Source organism: uncultured Methanobrevibacter sp. (assembly GCF_902764455.1).
Taxonomy (GTDB): Archaea; Methanobacteriota; Methanobacteria; order Methanobacteriales; family Methanobacteriaceae; genus Methanocatella.
The window spans coordinates 16619-35149 of the sequence record NZ_CACWVY010000006.1 but is presented as its reverse complement, the minus strand read 5'-3'; the positions used below and the strand labels follow the sequence as shown (position 1 = coordinate 35149).

Here is an 18531-nt window from a genome sequence, read left to right as displayed (position 1 = left end):
CTTCAATGTGGGATATGGCCGGTTATGAAATTGAATATGTCACGAACGCCAGATACATATCCGTTGTATTCATGGTTATGAATATTACTCATGTCATCTTCAATACACTTATCTATTTCTTTGATGAATGTGGTATTGTTATAGTCCTGAGTTGTGAAGTAATGAACTTGTATTGCATAGTTAGTGTCCTCTTTTGAAAATACGTAGTTTACTCCAATAGGACTCCAAACATGATCATTATTTCTTGAAGGATTTGTAAAGTATTGTTTTGAAACTGGTACTCCAGATAAAGTACTGTTTTCATTTTTAAGAACTTTATAACTTCCATTTTCCATTGATTTAAATTTGGCCTCCGATATGGACGTTATATGGTCTTCTGGCCAGTCGTCCCAATGGTCTATGAAGACATACTTATTAGTTATAGCATCATGAGTTTTGGATTGGTTTGTTAAATTTACTTCATCTGTTGTATTCCAGGCTTGCGGTACAACAGTTATACTGTGACCAAATTCCACGGTTTTATCAGTTTTGAAACTTAAAAAACTATTAATTCCATTGATATTAACTGCAATAAATATGATTAAAATAATAATTATTATTGAACGTAGAACATCTTGTTTTCTCATGTTTCTTTTCCTCCTTTATGAACAGTTTTTGACCATTTTCTTTCTTTTCTACTCATCATGGTATGCATAGTTAAGAAAAACAATGGAATTAGGTGGAAACAATAAATATAATATTTTACCATATCTTTAATCATTTCGATTACTCCCAATTTATCCCTCATAAGAGAAAATATAAGTCCTGGGAAAAATGCAACTGCAGATAATATACCTACAATTAGGGGAGCTTCCATTTTAATTAAGGTTACATTATGGAAAAAGAACCATGAAATAGCATTAATAATAGTAATAATGAATCCAAAGAAGATCAATAAATTAAAACTATAAAATGAAATATGTTCGAGAACATTAAATTTTTTTAGAAGGGATATTTTTGATCTTACGATTAAAGGAAGATAAACAAATAGTGTTTCAAAGTTTCCAATAGCCCATCTAGTTCTTTGTCTAAAGAATGCTTTCCAGTCTGTTACGGCTTCTTGATATACTGCGCAATCTCCACAATAACTAATTTTTCCACCATTTAGAATAATTTTTATAGCTAAATTTAAATCTTCAGTTACAGCAAATCCGTCCCATCTTCCAGATTCGATAATGGCTTGTTTTTTAACAAATTGACCATTTCCACCTAAAAATCCGGTATGGTCTAAATTATCTTTAGCAATTAAAGTATTTCCGAATGTGGTAAATTCCACATGTTGCATACGAGCTAAAAAATTCTCATTTTTATTAAACATTTTAACTCTTGTTTGTACACCATCAATGTCTCCATTAAGATAAGGTATGACTGTTTTTAAATAATCCGTTTTGATTTGTGTATCTGCATCAAATACTCCAATTATTTCTCCTCTTGATAATGTTAATGCATCATTTAAAACAAATCCTTTTCCTTTTCCTGATCGTGGAGGGTGTCTTGTAACAATTTTTACTTGAGGATATTCCTCTTTTAGCTTTGATAAAATTTCTCCAGTTCTATCAGTTGAACCGTCATTTACAACAATTAATTCATATTGAGGTTCCCTTTTTTCATCTTCTTCTTCAGGTTCCTTATGATAATCAACCTGACATACGCTTCTCACTGTATCTTCAATAGTGTTTTCTTCATTGTGAGCTGGAATAAAAATACTTACAAATGGAAAATCTTTTTCGTCAAGAGGCTCTGGTTTTTTCTGTTTTTTCAAACTCACGATTGAGTTTATAAGCATAGCTAATGTTGGTATTAAGAGAACCCATTGAAGCCAAGTAGCATTTCTTGATAAAACAGCGATAATGATTAGGGATAGACAAAGAATTAAAAGAAAACTTGAATCAGATTTTTCGATTAAAAGTTCATTACTTTTTTCCTGAAGTTTTGATTGTGCTTCTAGTATGTTTTGAACGTTTTGTTCATGTTTTCTGAGAGCTACCGCCATTGCTCTTTGAAGTTCCTCTTCATCAATCGGTTTAATCAGATAACCAAAAGGATTACTCATTAATAATGTATCAATGGTTTCATTAAACAAATCTCCAATTATGATTATGATAGGAATATTGAAAATTTCTAAATCATCTGTCAGTTCAATTAAGTCAATGTTTTCAATTTCAGAATCTAAAAATATCAGATTAACAGATAACTCTTCCACTTCTCTAAATATATCTGCTTTTTCAGATGCTGAGCCTACAAAATCATAATCGTAGTTATCAACATATTTTTGGATTTGTGATAATAAGTCTTTATCCTGACTAATTGCGAATATTTTTGGTTTTCCTTCAATTAATTCAAATTCAGTCATATCACACCATTATTCTGTAAAACCACTAGCTTGATTTATTTTCTTTTCTTCTAGTTTTGCTCTATTAATGGTAATTTTAAGAGTTTTGTCTAATTTTTGAATATCGTATGGTTTTGAAACAAATCCGTAGGATCCTTTAACATTTGATTTTTCAAATGTGTCTGTATCGGTGTTTGCTGTTAGGTATATGATTGGTATTCTTAATTCTGAAATAACTTCTGCTGCTTCTATACCTTCCATGTCTCCTTTTAATTTAATATCCATTAATACCACATCAGGTACGGTTTCTGCAGCAGTATCAATAGCATCTTGTCCGGTATCAACTGTATCGACAATTTCATAACCTAATTCTTCTAAACTATATTTCAAATCAAGTGCAGTAATTGCTTCATCTTCTACAATTAATATTCTTTCATTCATTTTATTACCCCATTATAATGTTAAAATTTTATTGTTCATTTTATTTAAATCTTAATACTTCATTTTATTTATTTAAATTTTATCCTTCGATTGTATGTTCCATATCGAGTGGGAAAGTTAGCCTATATCCGGTTCCGTTTTCATGCTGGTACAATTCAATGTGTCCATCAAGTTGTTTTGTGAGATTTTTGATAATTTCACAACCAAGGTTTTTAGAAATTTTAGACGGATCTTCAATACCAATTCCATTATCTTTAAGAATTAGTTCACCAGTTTCATTATTGATTTTACTAATTTTCTTATAGATAACTTTATTTGAAACACTTTTATCCGGGAATGCGTGTTTTATCGCATTCATAGTTAGTTCATCGATAACCAGTAAAAGAGGAGTTATGACCTCAATTGTTAAGTTAATGTCATCATCAACATCTGACTTAAATTCAATTCCATCTCTTAAACCAATTAAACTACTCATTTGACTATCCTGATCAACAATATAATCTTTCAGATTAATATTTTTGAAATCTGTAGTGTTATATGTTTTTTCATGAAGAATAGCTAATGAAGATAGTCTTGATTGCATATGGTCAATAATTACATGTGGTTTATCTTTATAGGCTCTTTTTTCTAAGTTTAAGAAACTGTTCAGAACTTGCAGGTTGTTTTTCACTCTATGGTGGACTTCTTTAATTAATACTTTTTGATGTTCGTTAGCTTCAACGAGTTCATTTTGTTTTTCTTTTTCTTCAGTAACATCAGTTAAAAATCCAATACTGTGAGTGCTTTCTCCAAATTCAAACCTTTCAAGATATAATTCACACATTTTTTGGTTGTTTTCATCACCATGCACATTGTATGTGAATGAAACTTGGAGTTCATCAATTTTTCCTTCCATAAGTTCTATCAGTTGAGACTTCACGTTTTCTTCAACAATATAATCAACAATCTCACGTTTGTGCCTATACTCTTCAGGAGGTATTTCAATCAGATGGTAGAAACCTTCAGAGAATTCATAATGTTTCACATTCAATGGATCAATTAATAATGCTAATTTTTTGCTGCTTTTAAATCCTTTAAGTAAAAAATCAACAGGTCTTTTCATTTTTCTGTCAGTATCTGTACTGACATCTTTCATTAGACCATATCTGTTTAATAGTTGTCCCTCTTTATCGAATGTGGAATAAAGATTTACTTCAACATATTTTAAAATATCATCGTGCGTTCTAATTCGGATAATCGATTCGTATGTTGTTTTTCCAGCATCTAACTCCCTAAGCATTTTTTCGAGTACTGGTTTATCTTCAGGGATAATCAAATCAAAGACAATATTATAATATTCGTCATTTTCTTCTCTTGTACGATTTATGATATTATAAATACCTTGAGTCCAGGTGTATCGGTCTTTAATTTTATAGTAACTTCCGGTTTGTGAGAAATACTCAATCAGATTAGCTTTTTCATCATTAGTATCATCAGGTGTATATAATTGAGTTTCCTGATTGTCTCTGTGATCTGAAATTAAAATAAGTTTGCCCATGTCATAAATGATTTTAACATTTGAAAATCTTGCTAGTTTTTCATTAAAATGATAATAAAACATCATTTTTTTAGTTTCATGGGTTTGATAAACTTCTCTTAAAGGTTCTGACAAAACTTTAAAATAACCTGGGGATGTTTTACTAAGTAAACGTCCTATAACGTCTTTTTGTGTAATATCTCCTCTTGTTAAAGCACCTAATCCTAATCTACCGATAATGAAGTCTTTACCCTCATCATATGCAAGAAACATATCTAAATCATTTGAAATTGCATTTAATGTTTTTTCGAAAGGCATAGGAGGTATCTCAAATTCTTGTGGAACAGATCTAAATAAATCGCTTTCAGTAATATCATAGATATGGACCTCTTCTATACTTTCTAATTGTCTGTATGTTTTTTCTATTCTCATTTGCTCACCTCCGTGTCATTAAGGTGATATTCAAGCGTGTGGTCGAAGTTTACAGGGAAAATGATTTTAAATCCTGTTCCAACTTCGCAGTCTAAAATTTCTAGTTTTCCATTGATTTGTCTTGTTAAATTGTTTATTATTTCCCATCCTAAGTTATGATTAATTAAGGATTCAGGGCTTTCAAGTCCAACTCCATTATCTCTAAGTATAAATTCACATACATGTTTGTCATCATCAATATAGTCGATTTTTTTAAATATTGTCTTATCAGGCATATCTGGATCAGGGAATGCGTGTTTTATTGCGTTCATTGTAAGTTCATCAACAATTAATAGTAATGGTGTAATTACATCCATGGATAAATGAATATCCGGGTTAACTTCAGATACAAAATTGATGTCTTTTGTTCCGAATAATGAATGTAATGTAGAATCTTGGTCTTTCATATAATCTTCAAGATTAATGTTGATAAAATCATCGGTGTTGTATGTTTTTTCGTGAAGTAGAGCAAGTGATGTTAAACGTGCTTGCATATTGTCTAAAATGTTTTCAGAGTTATTTTTATATGCTCTTCTCTCAAGATTTAAGAAACTACTCAATACCTGCAGGTTGTTTTTTACTCTGTGGTGAACTTCTTTAATCAAAATGTTTTTTGTTGCATTTGATTCTATCAGTTCTTTTTGTTTTTTGCGTGCATATGTAATGTCTGTTAAAAATCCAATACTGTGATTTTTATTTCCATAATCAAACCTTTCAATAAATAATTCGCATATTTTTAAATCACTATCGTCTCCATGCACTTTATAAGTTAGCACACAGTTCAATTCTTCAATTTCACCTTTAACTAATTTATAAAAATCCTCCTTAATATTCTCTTCAACAATATTTTCAATTATGTCGAGTCCGTGGACATATTTCTCTTTTTCAACTTCGATAATTTTATAAAATCCTTCACTGAATTCATATCTTTTACTTAATGGTTCAACAAGAAGTGACAGCTTTGAATTGTGATTAAATCCGTTTAACATAAAGTCTACTGGTCTTGTCATGTGTTTGTGCGAATCAATACTTACATCTTTAAACAAACCGTAATTACTAATTTCCTCGCCATTTTCATCAAATTTAGAATAAAGATATGTATCTAGATATTTAATAGATCCTCCGGGAATTTGGATACGAATTATGTTTTCGTAGGTGTCTGTTTCGGGGCTCATTGTTTGAATCAGTTCTTCTACTAACGGACGGTCTTCAGGTATTACTAAATCAAAAATGATATTATGGTATGCATCTCCAGCTTCCTTTGGACGATTTAGAATATTATAAATGCCGGGAGTCCATGCATATTCATTCCTTGTTTTGTAATAACTTCCGGTTTGTGAAAAATATTCAATTAGATTAGCTTTATGTTCCTCTTCTTCTTCTTTTTGTTCTTCTTCGGTTTTAACTTCATTAAATGTATTTCTTAAATCAGAAATTACATAAATTTCGCCTTCATCAGAAATAATATTTATATTTGCGAGGGTTCTAATTCTGTCACTAATATAATAAAATATTCTCATAGATTTCATTTTTCCAGTTTCTAAAACCTCTTTAAATGTGTCTTTTAAAAGGTCATAGTAAAATGGAGAGATTTGGCTTAATTTTCGGCCTTCAACTTCTTCTAAAGTGGTGTTATTTCTTTCCAGTAAATTCCAACCAATTCTTTCAATTAGAAAATCTTCACCGTTGTCAATTGGTTGGAATACATTTATATCGGAGGGCACGTGTTTCATAACATTACTTAAACGAACATTTTTGGGTTTTTTCACTTGAGGAGCCTTTTGATATGTATCGTCTCGGTTAAGATTATAAACCCGAACCTCTTCGATTTTTTCTAGTTCCTTGTACTGTCTTTCAACATGCATGCGAATTACCTTAAATTTTTTAAATAGTATATAAGATTTATATTTAATATAATATTTATATTATTATGAAAATTTTTGAAGATTATTTTTCCAAAAGCTTTTTAATCAGTAAAAATATAATATTAATGGTTGAAATTTTACATATTTTCAAAATTAATATTAAGGATGTTATTAAATGACTTGTAGTATTTTAGTTGGTGGAGCATGGGGAGATGAAGGTAAAGGAAAATGTATTACTTACCTTTGTGATGCAGATAAACCACAAATAATTGCTCGTGCAGGTGTAGGACCAAATGCGGGCCACTCTGTTGAATTCAATGGAGAAAAATACGGTTTAAGATTAACCCCATCAGGTTTTGTACATACTGATGCTAAACTCATGATTGGTGCGGGAGTTTTAGTAAATCCTGATGTACTATTTTCAGAATTTGAAAACTTAAAAAAATATAATGTTAAAGAAAGAATGTGTGTTGATCCTAGATGTGCTATAATTACCGAAGATCACATGTCTAGAGATAAAAAATCTGAACACTTGTCTAAAAAAATAGGCAGTACTGGTTCAGGATGCGGTCCTGCAAATTCAGACCGTGTATTAAGAACAATTGGTTTGGCAAAGGATGTGCCTGAACTTGAAGAATACATTACTGATGTGTCACTTGAAGTAAATGAATCTATTGATAACGGTGATGACGTATTCATTGAAGGTTCTCAAGGTTTTGCTCTTTCTCTTTATTACGGTTCATATCCGTATGTAACCAGTAAAGATACTACTGCATCAACATTTGCTGCAGATGTTGGTGTTGGACCAACTAAGGTTGATGAAGTTATTAACGTATTTAAAGCTTATATTTCACGTGTTGGTGAAGGTCCTTTCCCAACTGAAATGACTCAGGAAGAAGCTGAAAGCAAAGGGCTTGAAGAATATGGTGTTGTAACCGGAAGACGTAGAAGAATCGGTTACTTTGACATGGAACTGGCAAAAGAATCATGCAGAATCAATGGTGCAACACAAATTGCTTTAACTTGTGTTGACAGATTGTTTGATTGTGCTCGTGTACAAAACTATGATGAGTTGTCAGCTGAAACCAAAGCTTTCATTGAAGATATTCAAACTGAAACAGGTGTTCCTGTAACTATTATTTCTACAGGGCCTGATTTAAAAGACACAATTGATTTAAGAAAAGAATTATTATAATTCTTTTTCGCTCTATTTTTTTTTTAATTAACTCTTTCATTGATTTATCCCTAATTTTTATTATAGTATATTTTCAAATAATATATCATGTATAATGATATGATAATCGTTCGAGGAGCTAAAGTTCATAATCTAAAAAATATTGACATTGATATTCCCCTTGGAAAAATTGTAGCTATTAGTGGAGTTTCAGGAAGCGGAAAATCTTCTCTGGCTCTAGGAGTATTGTATTCAGAAGGGTCTCGCAGATATCTTGATGCTCTGTCTACCTATACTCGCCGAAGAATAACTCAATCCCAAAAAGCTCAGGTTGATTTAATTCAGTATGTTCCGGCAGCACTGGCTCTTCACCAAAGGCCGAATATTCCAAATATCAGATCTACTTTTGGAACTTCAACAGAACTTTTAAACTCTTTGAGATTATTATATTCAAGATGTGGAAACTACTTTTGCCCAAATGGACATATGCAGGAGCCAACACTAAATGTGGCTCGTGAAATTCCATTGAAATGCCATGAATGTGGTGAAGAGTTCTATGGTCTTGGGGCTGAAGAATATGCATTCAATTCTGATGGTGCCTGTCCGACATGTGCAGGTACAGGATTTATGCGTGATGTCGATGATTCCAAACTTGTTTTAGATGATACAAAAACAATTGAAGAAGGTGCTGTCGATGCATGGAATCAGTTTGGTATTTCATGGATGTATCATGTGGCAGGAGAGCTGGGAGTCAGACTGGATGTTCCATTTAAAGATTTATCTGAAAAAGAAAAAGACATTGTTTATAATGGTCCTGCAGTTAAAAAATACATTAACATTCCCTCTAAAAACGGTAAGTTATTTGAGTTGAATGCAGAGTATAGAAATGCTCACAGGGCCATTGAAGAAGCCTTAAAAAATGCAAAAACCGAAAAAGGACTAACAAAAATTAATAAATTTTTAAAAACGAAGGTCTGCAGTGATTGTGAAGGAACTCGAATTAATTCAAAAGCTCGTGAAACTCTTTTAGGTGGAATTAATCTTGCTGAAGCCTGCAAAATGAACTTAAAGGAATTGGTTTTATGGATTCCTGAAGTCATTAACGCTTTGCCGGAAGGTGTTAGACAAATGGCAGAAGATATTGCAGATGAGTTTATGGATGATGCAAATATTCTGCTTGATTTGGGTTTAAGCTACATTTCACTTGACAGGCCTTCAAACACATTATCCACTGGTGAGCTTCAAAGAGTGCAGATTGCTAAAACATTGAAAAATCACACAACAGGAGTATTATATGTTTTGGATGAGCCTTCAATCGGTCTTCATCCGAATAATGTTGACGGCTTGATTAATGTTATCCGGAGGCTGGTGGATGATGGAAATTCTATTATTTTGGTTGATCATGATGTTAAAATGTTAAATATTGCTGATTATATGATTGAATTGGGTCCAACTGCAGGTGCTGATGGTGGAAATATTATTGCAAAGGGATCCTTGGATGAAATCATTAATAATAACTCCTCACAAATTGCCCCATTTCTCTCAAATTCAGAAAAAATCATCATAAGGGATAAATCTGGTGAAATCTTTGAGAATGGTGAAATATCAATTAAAACTTCAAGGATTCATAATGTGAAAGAAATGAACGTTGAAATACCGAAAGGAAAGTTAACAGTAGTTACTGGGGTTTCAGGAAGTGGAAAAACAACTTTACTTTTAGAAGCACTCTATCCTGCAGTTAAAGCTCACATTAACGGTGAAGATTTGCCTGCATTCATTAAGGATTTGGATTGCGATGGCATTAAAAAAATAGATTTGATTGATAGTGTTCCAATTGGTAAAAATGTAAGAAGTACTGTGGCGACATATTCTAAAGTCCTTGATGATTTAAGGCATGAATTTGCCAAATTGACTGATGAGTATAAAATGGCTGATTTTTCATACAATACTGGAAAACTGAGATGTGGGACATGTAACGGAACAGGCAATGTTTCAATGGATGTGCAGTTCTTGCCCGATGTTGAAATGGCCTGTCCTGATTGTAATGGGCTTAGATATGATAAAAAAGTAGAAGAAATTAAATTCAATGGACTTTCCATTGCAGATATAATGAGCTTGACAGTTGATGAAGCTATTGAAGAGTTATTTGAGCTTTCTAAAGTTACTTCTAAATTGCAGAAGTTATCGGATTTGGGTTTAGGTTATCTGACTTTAGGTGAAGCAACCCCTAGTCTGTCTGGTGGTGAAGCTCAAAGGCTGAAATTGGCTTCAGAGATTGGAAAGTCCCAGAAAAATTCAGTATTTGTCTTCGATGAGCCGACAATTGGTCTTCATCCATTGGACGTTAAAGTATTAATTGATGTATTCGACCATTTAATTGACAAAGGAGCTACTATAATTGTTATTGAACATGATTTGGATTTAATTGCCAATGCTGATTATATTATTGACATTGGCATTGATGATGATTACTGGGGCGGTGAAATATTGGCCTGCGGAACTTTAGAGGATGTTATCAGCTCTAAAAAGAGTTTGACAGGTAAATATTTAAGTGAAAAAGTATTGTTTTAACAGTTTGTAATTAAATTTCATGATTTTATTATTTTTTTTTTTTGATTTTTTGGTCTGCCTTATTTTCAAAAAAATTTATATAACATAAGTTATATAACAATAGTTATTACAATTTACTCAATTGTAATAATCAATAATGGGGGGATAGTGTATGTGTGAAATTTTTTGTTTTAATTCTAATACGCCAAAACAAGTAAATGAATGTCTTGAATGTTTTTATAATCACTCTGAAGATCATCCGCATGGATGGGGATTAGCTAATATGCAATCAAATGAATTTGTTATAGATAAAGAGCCTATGAAAGCATCATGTAGTGAACACTTAAAAAATATATTATCTAATCCTGTTATTGGAAAAAATGTATTCGCTCATATTCGGTTAGCCACTATGGGTGAGATTATATCTCCCAATTGTCACCCATTTACAGAAGCTGATGATAACAATAGGTCTTGGATGTTAATCCATAACGGAACCATCTTTGATTATCCTAAACTAAATGACTATATTAAAAAGGAAAAAGGCAATACAGATTCTGAGCGAATACTCCTATATATTATCGATAAAGTCAATGAATTTGAAAGAGATAAAGGCAGATTATCAACAATTAAAGAACGTTTTAATTTATTAACTGATATTGTAGCTGATTTGTCTAAAAATAATAAACTTAATTTGATGTTTTATGATGGTGATTTAACTTACATTCACTCTAACATGAGGGATTCATTATATTATCTCAAAGATGATGAAAGCTTTCTGGTTGCTTCAACTCCATTAACTGATGATGAAAATTGGAAACCTGTGGAGTTGAATAAATTATTCGGATTAATTGATGGTAATATCATTTTTGAAAGTGAAGAGCATGAAAATGAATTTATATTAACAGAAGAACATGAAAAAGCCATTGAAGGGTTTTTAAAATCAATAAATCGGGATGACATTAATGATTAATGAGGATTTGGTAAAGAATAAATTGTATGATGAGTTTATAAAACCAACTAATCAAAAAAAGAATTTTATTGGTATTGAAATTGAAATTCCTATTGTTAATCTTAATAAAGAAGCTGTTGATTTTAATGTTGTTCACAAAATAACTGATAAATTCAAAAATCAGTTTTCTGATTTTAAAGCTGACGGTATAGATTATGACGGGAATATATTTTCTTTAAAAAACCCTAAAACAGATGATATTGTCTGTTATGACTGTTCATACAATAATATTGAATTTGCAATGGGTCGTGAAAAAGATTTGTTTACTATTAATGATCGTTTTTGTGAGTATTATTCATTTATAAAAGAATCTTTCAATGAGTATAATCATACATTAACTGGAATGGGTATTAATCCTTATAGGAAATATAATAATCATATTCCAATTCCTTCTGAGAGGTATTTGATGCTTTATCATCATTTGCAATCATTTGAAAATTATGATGATTTAACATTTCCTTTTCATCAATACCCTGAATATGGAATGTTTTCATCTGCTTCTCAAGTGCAGTTGGATGTGTATAGGGAAGACTTAGTTAAAACAATTAATGTATTTTCTAAAATTGAACCAATTAAGGCATTATTATTTTCTAATTCAGTTTTATATGAAGAAAATCCTCATTTAACTTGTTTTAGAGATATACTGTGGGAATATTCGACTCATGGAGTAAATCCTCATAATATTGGAATGTATGATGTTGATTTCAATGACCTTGATGGGCTTCAGGCTTATCTTGAATCTCTGAATATGTATTGTGTAATGCGTAATGGGGTCTATATTAATTTTCCATCAATGAATGTTCTGGATTATTTCAATCGGGAAAGCGTTTCTGGTGAAGTTTTTTGTGGTGGAAAATACCAAAGTATAGATGTAAAACCTTCCTTAGATGATATTCAATATTTAAGGCCTTTTAAATTTATTAATTTGACATTCAGAGGAACTGTTGAATTTAGAAGTGTATGTACCCAACCTATTAGGGATTCAATGTCTGTTGCAGCATTTCATTTGGGTTTAAATGATAAGCTGGATGATTTGGATGAGTTAATTTCAAATGATGATGTGATATACAATAAGGGGTATACGGCTAATGAACTTAGAAAATTGTTCATTCGGGATGAACTTCCTATCTTTGTAAATAAAAGAGAATTGTGTAGGTTATGCAAGGATATTGTTGATTTGGCAAGTCTTGGACTTAAAGAAAGAGGATTTGGTGAAGAAATATTTTTAAATCCATTATTCGAACGTATAAAAAATCATACAAATCCGGGAAAAGATTTAATTAATTCATTGAATAGAAATGTAAATATAGAAAAGATTATTGAAGAGTATAGCAAACCGTGTGAGATTTAATTTGGAGGTTCAAATGAAATTATTAAGCTTATCCAAATTATCTTTGGATGAAATTTTGTCAGGTTCATTTGGAATTGAATGGGAGAGCTTGAGAGCCAAAGGTGATGGTGAATTATCATTATCCCCTCATCCTGAAGTATTTGGGGATAAATTGACTAATCCTTTAGTTACTACTGATTTTTCAGAAAGTCAGATTGAAATTATCACTCCTACATTTAATACAATTGATAAGGCATTTGATACATTTTCTCTGATTGCTGATTTGGTGAATGCATCCCTTCCGCATGATGAATATCTCTGGTTTCAATCCATTCCATGTATTTTGCCGTATTGGGATCAGATTCCTATAGCTCAATATTCCGATGAAGGAGCATCTTCTCAAAAGTATCGTGAGGATTTGGCTAAAAAATATGGTGTTAAAAAGCAGATGATTTCTGGAGTTCATTTTAATTTTTCATTTTCAGATGATTTCTTAAAAGATTTATACGCTATGGAAGGTAGTGATTTGAGTTTTAAAGAGTTCAAAAACAATGTTTATTTAAAAATAACTAGGAATTACCTAAGATATTGTTGGTTAATTATTTATTTGACCGGCTGTTCAATCGGGTCTCATAAAACATTTTCCAATGAGTGTATTCATTTAATGGATGCTCGTGATGATTTCGGCAGCTATTATTCTACAAAAGGACCCTCATTTAGAAATGCATCTTGCGGATATAAGAATCTAAAAGACCTGTACCCTTCTTATAATTCTGTTGAAGAGTTTTCAAGGGATGTTAATTCTTTCATTGAAAATGGCGATTTGTCTGAGGCAAAGGAGTTATATACTCAAATCAGATTAAAACCAAAAAATCCTCAAGATTTATTGAATTCACTAAATACTGATGGAATTGAATATATTGAGATAAGAACATTGGATATTAACCCGTTTTATCAGTGTGGTCTTGTAAAGCATGACATGAAATTTTTGCATTTATTTTTAATATACATGTTGATTAAAGAGGAATCAGATTATGACGATTGGCAGAAGGAAGCTAAAATCAATGAGGAAAATACTGCTGAGAAAGCATATGTTGATTCGATGAGACTATTGAGAGATGGCAGGGAAGTTACTCTTAAAAGCTGGGCTTCCGAGATTATCAATGAAATGTTTGGAATGTGTGAAGTTGTGGGATTTGATGAATTTGATACATTGACTTTGATGCTTGGTCGTGTTTCAAATCCTGATTTGACCTATGGAAAAAGACTTTTAAAAATCATTGAGGAAGAGGGTTATATTAATGCCCACAGGGATTTATCTAAAAATAACAAGAAAACAAGCATTAATAACCTGAAAAAAATAGATTCCAAAGAATATGAAAGAGTTAAAAAGTATGCAGACATTGCTTTGGTTAAAAATTAAATTAAATTTTTTTAATATAATATATAACAATTGTTAATGGGGTGTTTTGATGGATTTTCTAAGACAAACTGATGTAATACGATGGGAAGATGGTAAATATGAAACAATTAAAGAAAACAGTGTAGATGACGAATATACTTATTTATTCATTGATTATCTACCTCCGCGTAAGTTTTCAACATATCCAAAAGATTTGGAGGATTTTGCAATAGGATACTGTCTTGGTGAAGGATTAATAAAGGATTATTCGGATATTGAGTCAATAACTTTGGATGGGACAAATGTTTTGGTCTCTACAAATCTGAATCATGATCCGGAAGAAGATTTGGAACAGGAGGGCATTGTTCAGGAGAGAAAGGGAAACTGTGAACATGCATGTGTTTGCAGACTGCTTGAATATCAGGGAGTTAATTCTGATAATGCTGGTGGAATACGCTCTGAGTTAAAAACAATAGAACCAAATACTTCTGATTTAAAAATTAATGCAACCCAAATAATTAAAGATATCAAACATCTAACTGATGAGGCTAAAATCTGGCAGAAAACTGCAGGGGTTCATGTAGCACAACTAAAATTTGAAGATAAAATCATCATCAGGGAGGATGTAAGCCGCCATGTTGCGGTTGATAAGGTTATTGGTGCAGCTTCAAGGGAAGGCTATGATTTTAGTAAATGTTATATTTCATATAGTGGAAGAATGCCTGCAGATATGTTAATAAAAGTTATAAGGGTTGGAATTCCAATAATTATTTCAAATGCAGCTCCTGCATCATCAGGTATTGATGTGGCTCGTGCAGGTAATATTACTATGGTTGGTTTTGTAAGAGGTAACAGATTTACTATTTTTACTGCACCGGAACGTGTAAATTTGGAAAAATAGTTTTTTTTTAAAAAATAAAGTTTAATAGATGTTTTCACATCTATTTAAATTTCTTCTAGGCTAAATGAAGCTAAATCAAGCAAATCAAATGTTAATATTTTTGGAGCAACGGTAACTTTTCCGACTCCAGTTATTATTTTATATGCTTCAAATGCTTCTAAACATCCAATTAAATTTGGAGTTGGTCCGATAACTGGTGGAACACCGGAAGTTACATTTTTTAATGCTTCAATTGTTTCATCATCTAATTCTTTACCTAATGATGGTAAATTGAACATTTCTTCATAGGTTTTGTCACTGTTGGGTAAAAATACAGTAATTTGACCCATTGTTCCATGAATGGCACCATGGATATATGGAATTTTTTTCTCACGGGCTTTTCTGGAAACAATTACTCTTGTTAGGACATTATCTAAAGCGTCAATAACAATATCGGAGTCTCCAATGACTTTATCGATGTTTGTCTGATCGATGTGTTCGTTAAAGATGGTTGTTTTAACATAAGGGTTGATTAATCTCACTTTTTCTGCAGCAACTGAGCTTTTTTCAAGCCCTAAATCTGCTATTGATGCTAAAGTCTGTCTATTTAAATTAGATAAATCAAATGCGTCTTTATCGACTAAAACCAGCTCGCCAATTCCCATTCTTGCAAGCATTTCAATGGTTTCTCCACCGATTCCTCCACAACCAATAACTGTGATTTTAGCATCTTTGAATCTTTGTTGTTCGCTTCTTGTTACAATACTCATTTGACGGGAAGCAATTTCCCAATATCCATCACCTATGTATCTTGTTGGCATTTTTTCACCTAAATATTTCTTCTTAATTTTGGTAAGATTTCCATAAATGTATCTAGTGCAAGTTCACGACTTTCTAAATCATGACCTTTTATTAATCCATTTTTGTAAATGGTTATTTTGTCCAATTCTATTTTTTCTTCATCATCAGAAATTATACTTTGGATTTGTTTTCTTGTATTTTTGAGGTTTATTGTGTATGGAAGTTGATATTGAAATGACTTGTCTTTGTAGTCAATGCTAATGCTTTCATCATCATCAATTTGCGATAAATTTAGTGCAACTTTCTTATAACCTTGCCTTTTTAATTCATCATTGATTTGATTATATTTGTTCTCAGAAAAAATCTGATTTATATTATCCACTTCAACTATACTGGTTTCTCCAAAATCTCTAACTTTAGCTATTTCACACTTTGTGTTTGCTAAAATATAATCTTCACATGCACTGATTCTTTCAATTTTTTCATGAGTAGTCTGAGTATTTGTCGGAATCCTTGTAGCAAGGCATGTAGTGGACCTTGAATATGGAATGTTGTTTCTATTCAGATACTCATGAATTTCCTTTGAAGTTAATTTGGCTTCAATCAGAGGAGTTTTAAAATTATTTTTATATGTTATGAGTATCCCTGGCCGGTCATTAACTAAATCACTAATATTATTGCCGTCACAGATAAAATCAAATCCTTTTTCAAGTGCCAATTGCTTAATTTGAGCATACATTAAGTTTCTACAGGTATAACATCTACTCGGTAAATTAGATAAAAACTCTTTGTCATTGTAAAAATCAATATCAATAATCTCATGAGATATTGCAAAAGACTGTGACATGTTTTTTGTATGTTCAATGAACCCATTTGGAAATAAATGATTATCAATTGTAATTGCTAATGTGTCTGATGCAACTTTTGAAGATAAGTAAGCCATCAATGTTGAATCTGCACCTCCAGAAAAACCAATAGCTACTTTCTTATCTTTTAAAATGTCTTTTACAATATTAATTTTATCTTCAATAATCATTATATCCCATTAATAGGTTGTTATTCTTTAAAATGAGTTTAAACTCATGTTCTATTTATGTTTTTTATAATATTTAGTTTTGGAGATTTAAAAACAAAATATTTTATAAAACCTCTTCATGGAAAAAGCAAATCCCTTCGAAAATATAACTATATAACAATAGTTATTTTTTTCCATAAATACAGATAGTGTACTATATTATATAAATGTTTTTATATTTTTCATGGTATAAAATTTGATTATAATCATATTTGAAATATCCATATTAAACATAATCTTATTTTCTAATTGATTTTTTAAATTTTTCATAGAAAGATTTATATTATACTCTAAATAATATAACAATTGTTAATTTTTGGTGGTGTTAAATATTTATGATGTAATAGTTGTTGGAACCGGTGCTGGCGGATCAACTGTAGCAAAGGATCTGTCTTTAGCTGGGAGGAAAGTTCTGATTCTGGAGAAAGGATGCAGGCAAAAACTTGGCAGTTATGTAAGTCACATGAAAACTAAAAAGATTTACTTAAATAATAATCTGACTGAAGAAGACATGAAAAACTATGAATTTTTAACATTGCCTTTGGAATTAACTAATATTGAAGAAATTGGAGGAACAACCACATCATCAATAGGCAATGCATGTTTTTCATGTAGCGGATGTTATTCAAACTCCATAATGCAGCAGTTTGAAGATAAAAAATTGGATATATTTGAAGAGCTTCTTGAAGCTAGTGGTGAGTTGAATGTAAGATATTTTCCAAAAAAGATATGGGGACACTCAACAGAGTTGATTGCACAGGCAGGAGGGGAATTGGGTTACATTGTCGAACCGATGCCTAAATTCATCAATTTTGAAAAATGCAGATTATGTGGGAAGTGCGTTAATGGATGTCTTTTTGATGCAAAATGGGACGGCACTTATTTTATTGATGAAGCTTTGGAATATGGTGCTGAATTAATTGAAGACATGAATGTTTTTGAAATTTTACATGAAAACAGTCAGGTTATAGGTGTTGCAGCATTAAACTCAAATAATGAAAAGCAAATTTTCAGGGCAAAAAAAGTTATTCTTAGCGCAGGGGCACTTAATACTCCAATTATACTTAAAAATTCAGGAATTGAAAATGTGGGAAATCAGATATTTTTTGATATATTCACAACAATCGGAGGATATCTTAAGGATGCAAATTTAAAAAATGAGCTGATGATGGGTGTTAAAGCAGAATTCGGACCATATTTTTTATCTCCACATTATTCGATGCAATTGCTACCATTAATGAATAAAAAAGGAATTGATGCTAATGAAGAAGATGTCATCGGATTAATGCTTAAATTTGCTGATACATGCATTGGAACAATTGATAATAATGGAAATATTGAAAAAACACTAACTAAAGTCGATGTTGATTTAATTAAAGAGGGTTATAAAAAAGCAATAGATATCTTATTGAAACTTGGGGTTCCTGGTGAATCTATTGTTGCAACTTCTCTTAAAGGAGCACATCCCGGCGGAACTGCTGCCGTAGGTGAAGTTGTTGACAATAATTTCGAAAGCAAAATAGGAGGATTATATGTTTGTGATGCAAGTGTGATTCCTGAAGCTCCCGGAAGACCTCCAATATTGACTATAGTTGCAATAGCCAAAAAAGTAGCAAAAATTGTTAATCAAATAATTTAAAGTGATA

At 31.4% G+C, this 18531-nt stretch carries 14 protein-coding genes; 7 read left to right on the top strand and 7 right to left on the bottom strand.

Annotated features, from left to right (window positions below):
* Positions 1-2: 2 nt before the first annotated feature.
* The 5 genes from QZU75_RS02465 to QZU75_RS02445 form a co-directional block, all read right to left on the bottom strand.
* The gene (locus QZU75_RS02465; protein ID WP_296881363.1) at positions 3-626 is read right to left on the bottom strand and encodes a hypothetical protein; all 624 of its coding nucleotides are present in this window, start codon (positions 624-626) and stop codon (positions 3-5) included.
* The gene (locus QZU75_RS02460) at positions 623-2392 is read right to left on the bottom strand and encodes a glycosyltransferase (protein WP_296881362.1); all 1770 of its coding nucleotides are present in this window, start codon (positions 2390-2392) and stop codon (positions 623-625) included. The genes QZU75_RS02465 and QZU75_RS02460 overlap by 4 nt, the downstream gene beginning before the upstream one ends.
* A gap of 9 nt (positions 2393-2401) precedes the next feature.
* Positions 2402-2812: a response regulator gene (locus QZU75_RS02455; protein WP_296881361.1), complete on the bottom strand. Its 411-nt coding sequence runs from the start codon at positions 2810-2812 to the stop codon at positions 2402-2404.
* A 79-nt stretch (positions 2813-2891) separates the two neighbouring features.
* The gene (locus tag QZU75_RS02450; protein WP_296881360.1) at positions 2892-4760 is read right to left on the bottom strand and encodes a sensor histidine kinase; all 1869 of its coding nucleotides are present in this window, start codon (positions 4758-4760) and stop codon (positions 2892-2894) included.
* Positions 4757-6664: a histidine kinase dimerization/phosphoacceptor domain -containing protein gene (locus QZU75_RS02445; RefSeq protein ID WP_296881359.1), complete on the bottom strand. Its 1908-nt coding sequence runs from the start codon at positions 6662-6664 to the stop codon at positions 4757-4759. Before QZU75_RS02445 ends, QZU75_RS02450 begins: the two co-directional genes overlap by 4 nt.
* A gap of 175 nt (positions 6665-6839) precedes the next feature.
* On the opposite strand from QZU75_RS02445, the gene QZU75_RS02440 reads away from it, so the two are divergent.
* The 6 genes from QZU75_RS02440 to fdhD all read left to right on the top strand — a co-directional run bounded on the left by QZU75_RS02440 (position 6840) and on the right by fdhD (position 15030).
* On the top strand, positions 6840-7859 hold the full coding sequence (locus QZU75_RS02440; RefSeq protein WP_296881358.1) for an adenylosuccinate synthetase: 1020 nt from the start codon (positions 6840-6842) through the stop codon (positions 7857-7859).
* Positions 7860-7946: 87 nt separating this feature from the next.
* A complete protein-coding gene (locus tag QZU75_RS02435) occupies positions 7947-10409 on the top strand; it encodes an ATP-binding cassette domain-containing protein (RefSeq protein WP_296881357.1) in 2463 nt (820 codons plus the stop codon).
* 151 nt (positions 10410-10560) lie between these two features.
* Positions 10561-11358 (top strand): class II glutamine amidotransferase, encoded by a 798-nt coding sequence (locus QZU75_RS02430; RefSeq protein ID WP_296881356.1) that lies wholly within the window; start codon positions 10561-10563, stop codon positions 11356-11358.
* Complete coding sequence (locus tag QZU75_RS02425) at positions 11351-12748, top strand: hypothetical protein (protein ID WP_296881355.1); 1398 nt, start codon at positions 11351-11353, stop codon at positions 12746-12748. The genes QZU75_RS02430 and QZU75_RS02425 overlap by 8 nt, the downstream gene beginning before the upstream one ends.
* A gap of 13 nt (positions 12749-12761) precedes the next feature.
* Complete coding sequence (locus tag QZU75_RS02420; protein ID WP_296881354.1) at positions 12762-14150, top strand: glutamate--cysteine ligase; 1389 nt, start codon at positions 12762-12764, stop codon at positions 14148-14150.
* 49 nt (positions 14151-14199) lie between these two features.
* Entirely contained in the window at positions 14200-15030 is an 831-nt protein-coding gene (fdhD, locus tag QZU75_RS02415; RefSeq protein WP_296881353.1) for a formate dehydrogenase accessory sulfurtransferase FdhD, read from the top strand.
* Positions 15031-15074: 44 nt separating this feature from the next.
* On the opposite strand, the gene QZU75_RS02410 is transcribed toward fdhD, so the two are convergent.
* Positions 15075-15830 carry a HesA/MoeB/ThiF family protein gene (locus tag QZU75_RS02410; RefSeq protein ID WP_296881352.1) on the bottom strand — a complete coding sequence of 252 codons (756 nt, stop codon included), beginning with the start codon at positions 15828-15830 and terminating at the stop codon, positions 15075-15077.
* Between the two features lie 8 nt (positions 15831-15838).
* Positions 15839-16846 (bottom strand): ATP-binding protein, encoded by a 1008-nt coding sequence (locus tag QZU75_RS02405; protein ID WP_296881351.1) that lies wholly within the window; start codon positions 16844-16846, stop codon positions 15839-15841.
* Between the two features lie 361 nt (positions 16847-17207).
* Between QZU75_RS02405 and QZU75_RS02400 the strand changes: the two genes are divergently transcribed.
* Positions 17208-18524 carry a GMC family oxidoreductase N-terminal domain-containing protein gene (locus QZU75_RS02400; protein WP_296881350.1) on the top strand — a complete coding sequence of 439 codons (1317 nt, stop codon included), beginning with the start codon at positions 17208-17210 and terminating at the stop codon, positions 18522-18524.
* The last annotated feature ends 7 nt before the right edge of the window (positions 18525-18531 follow it).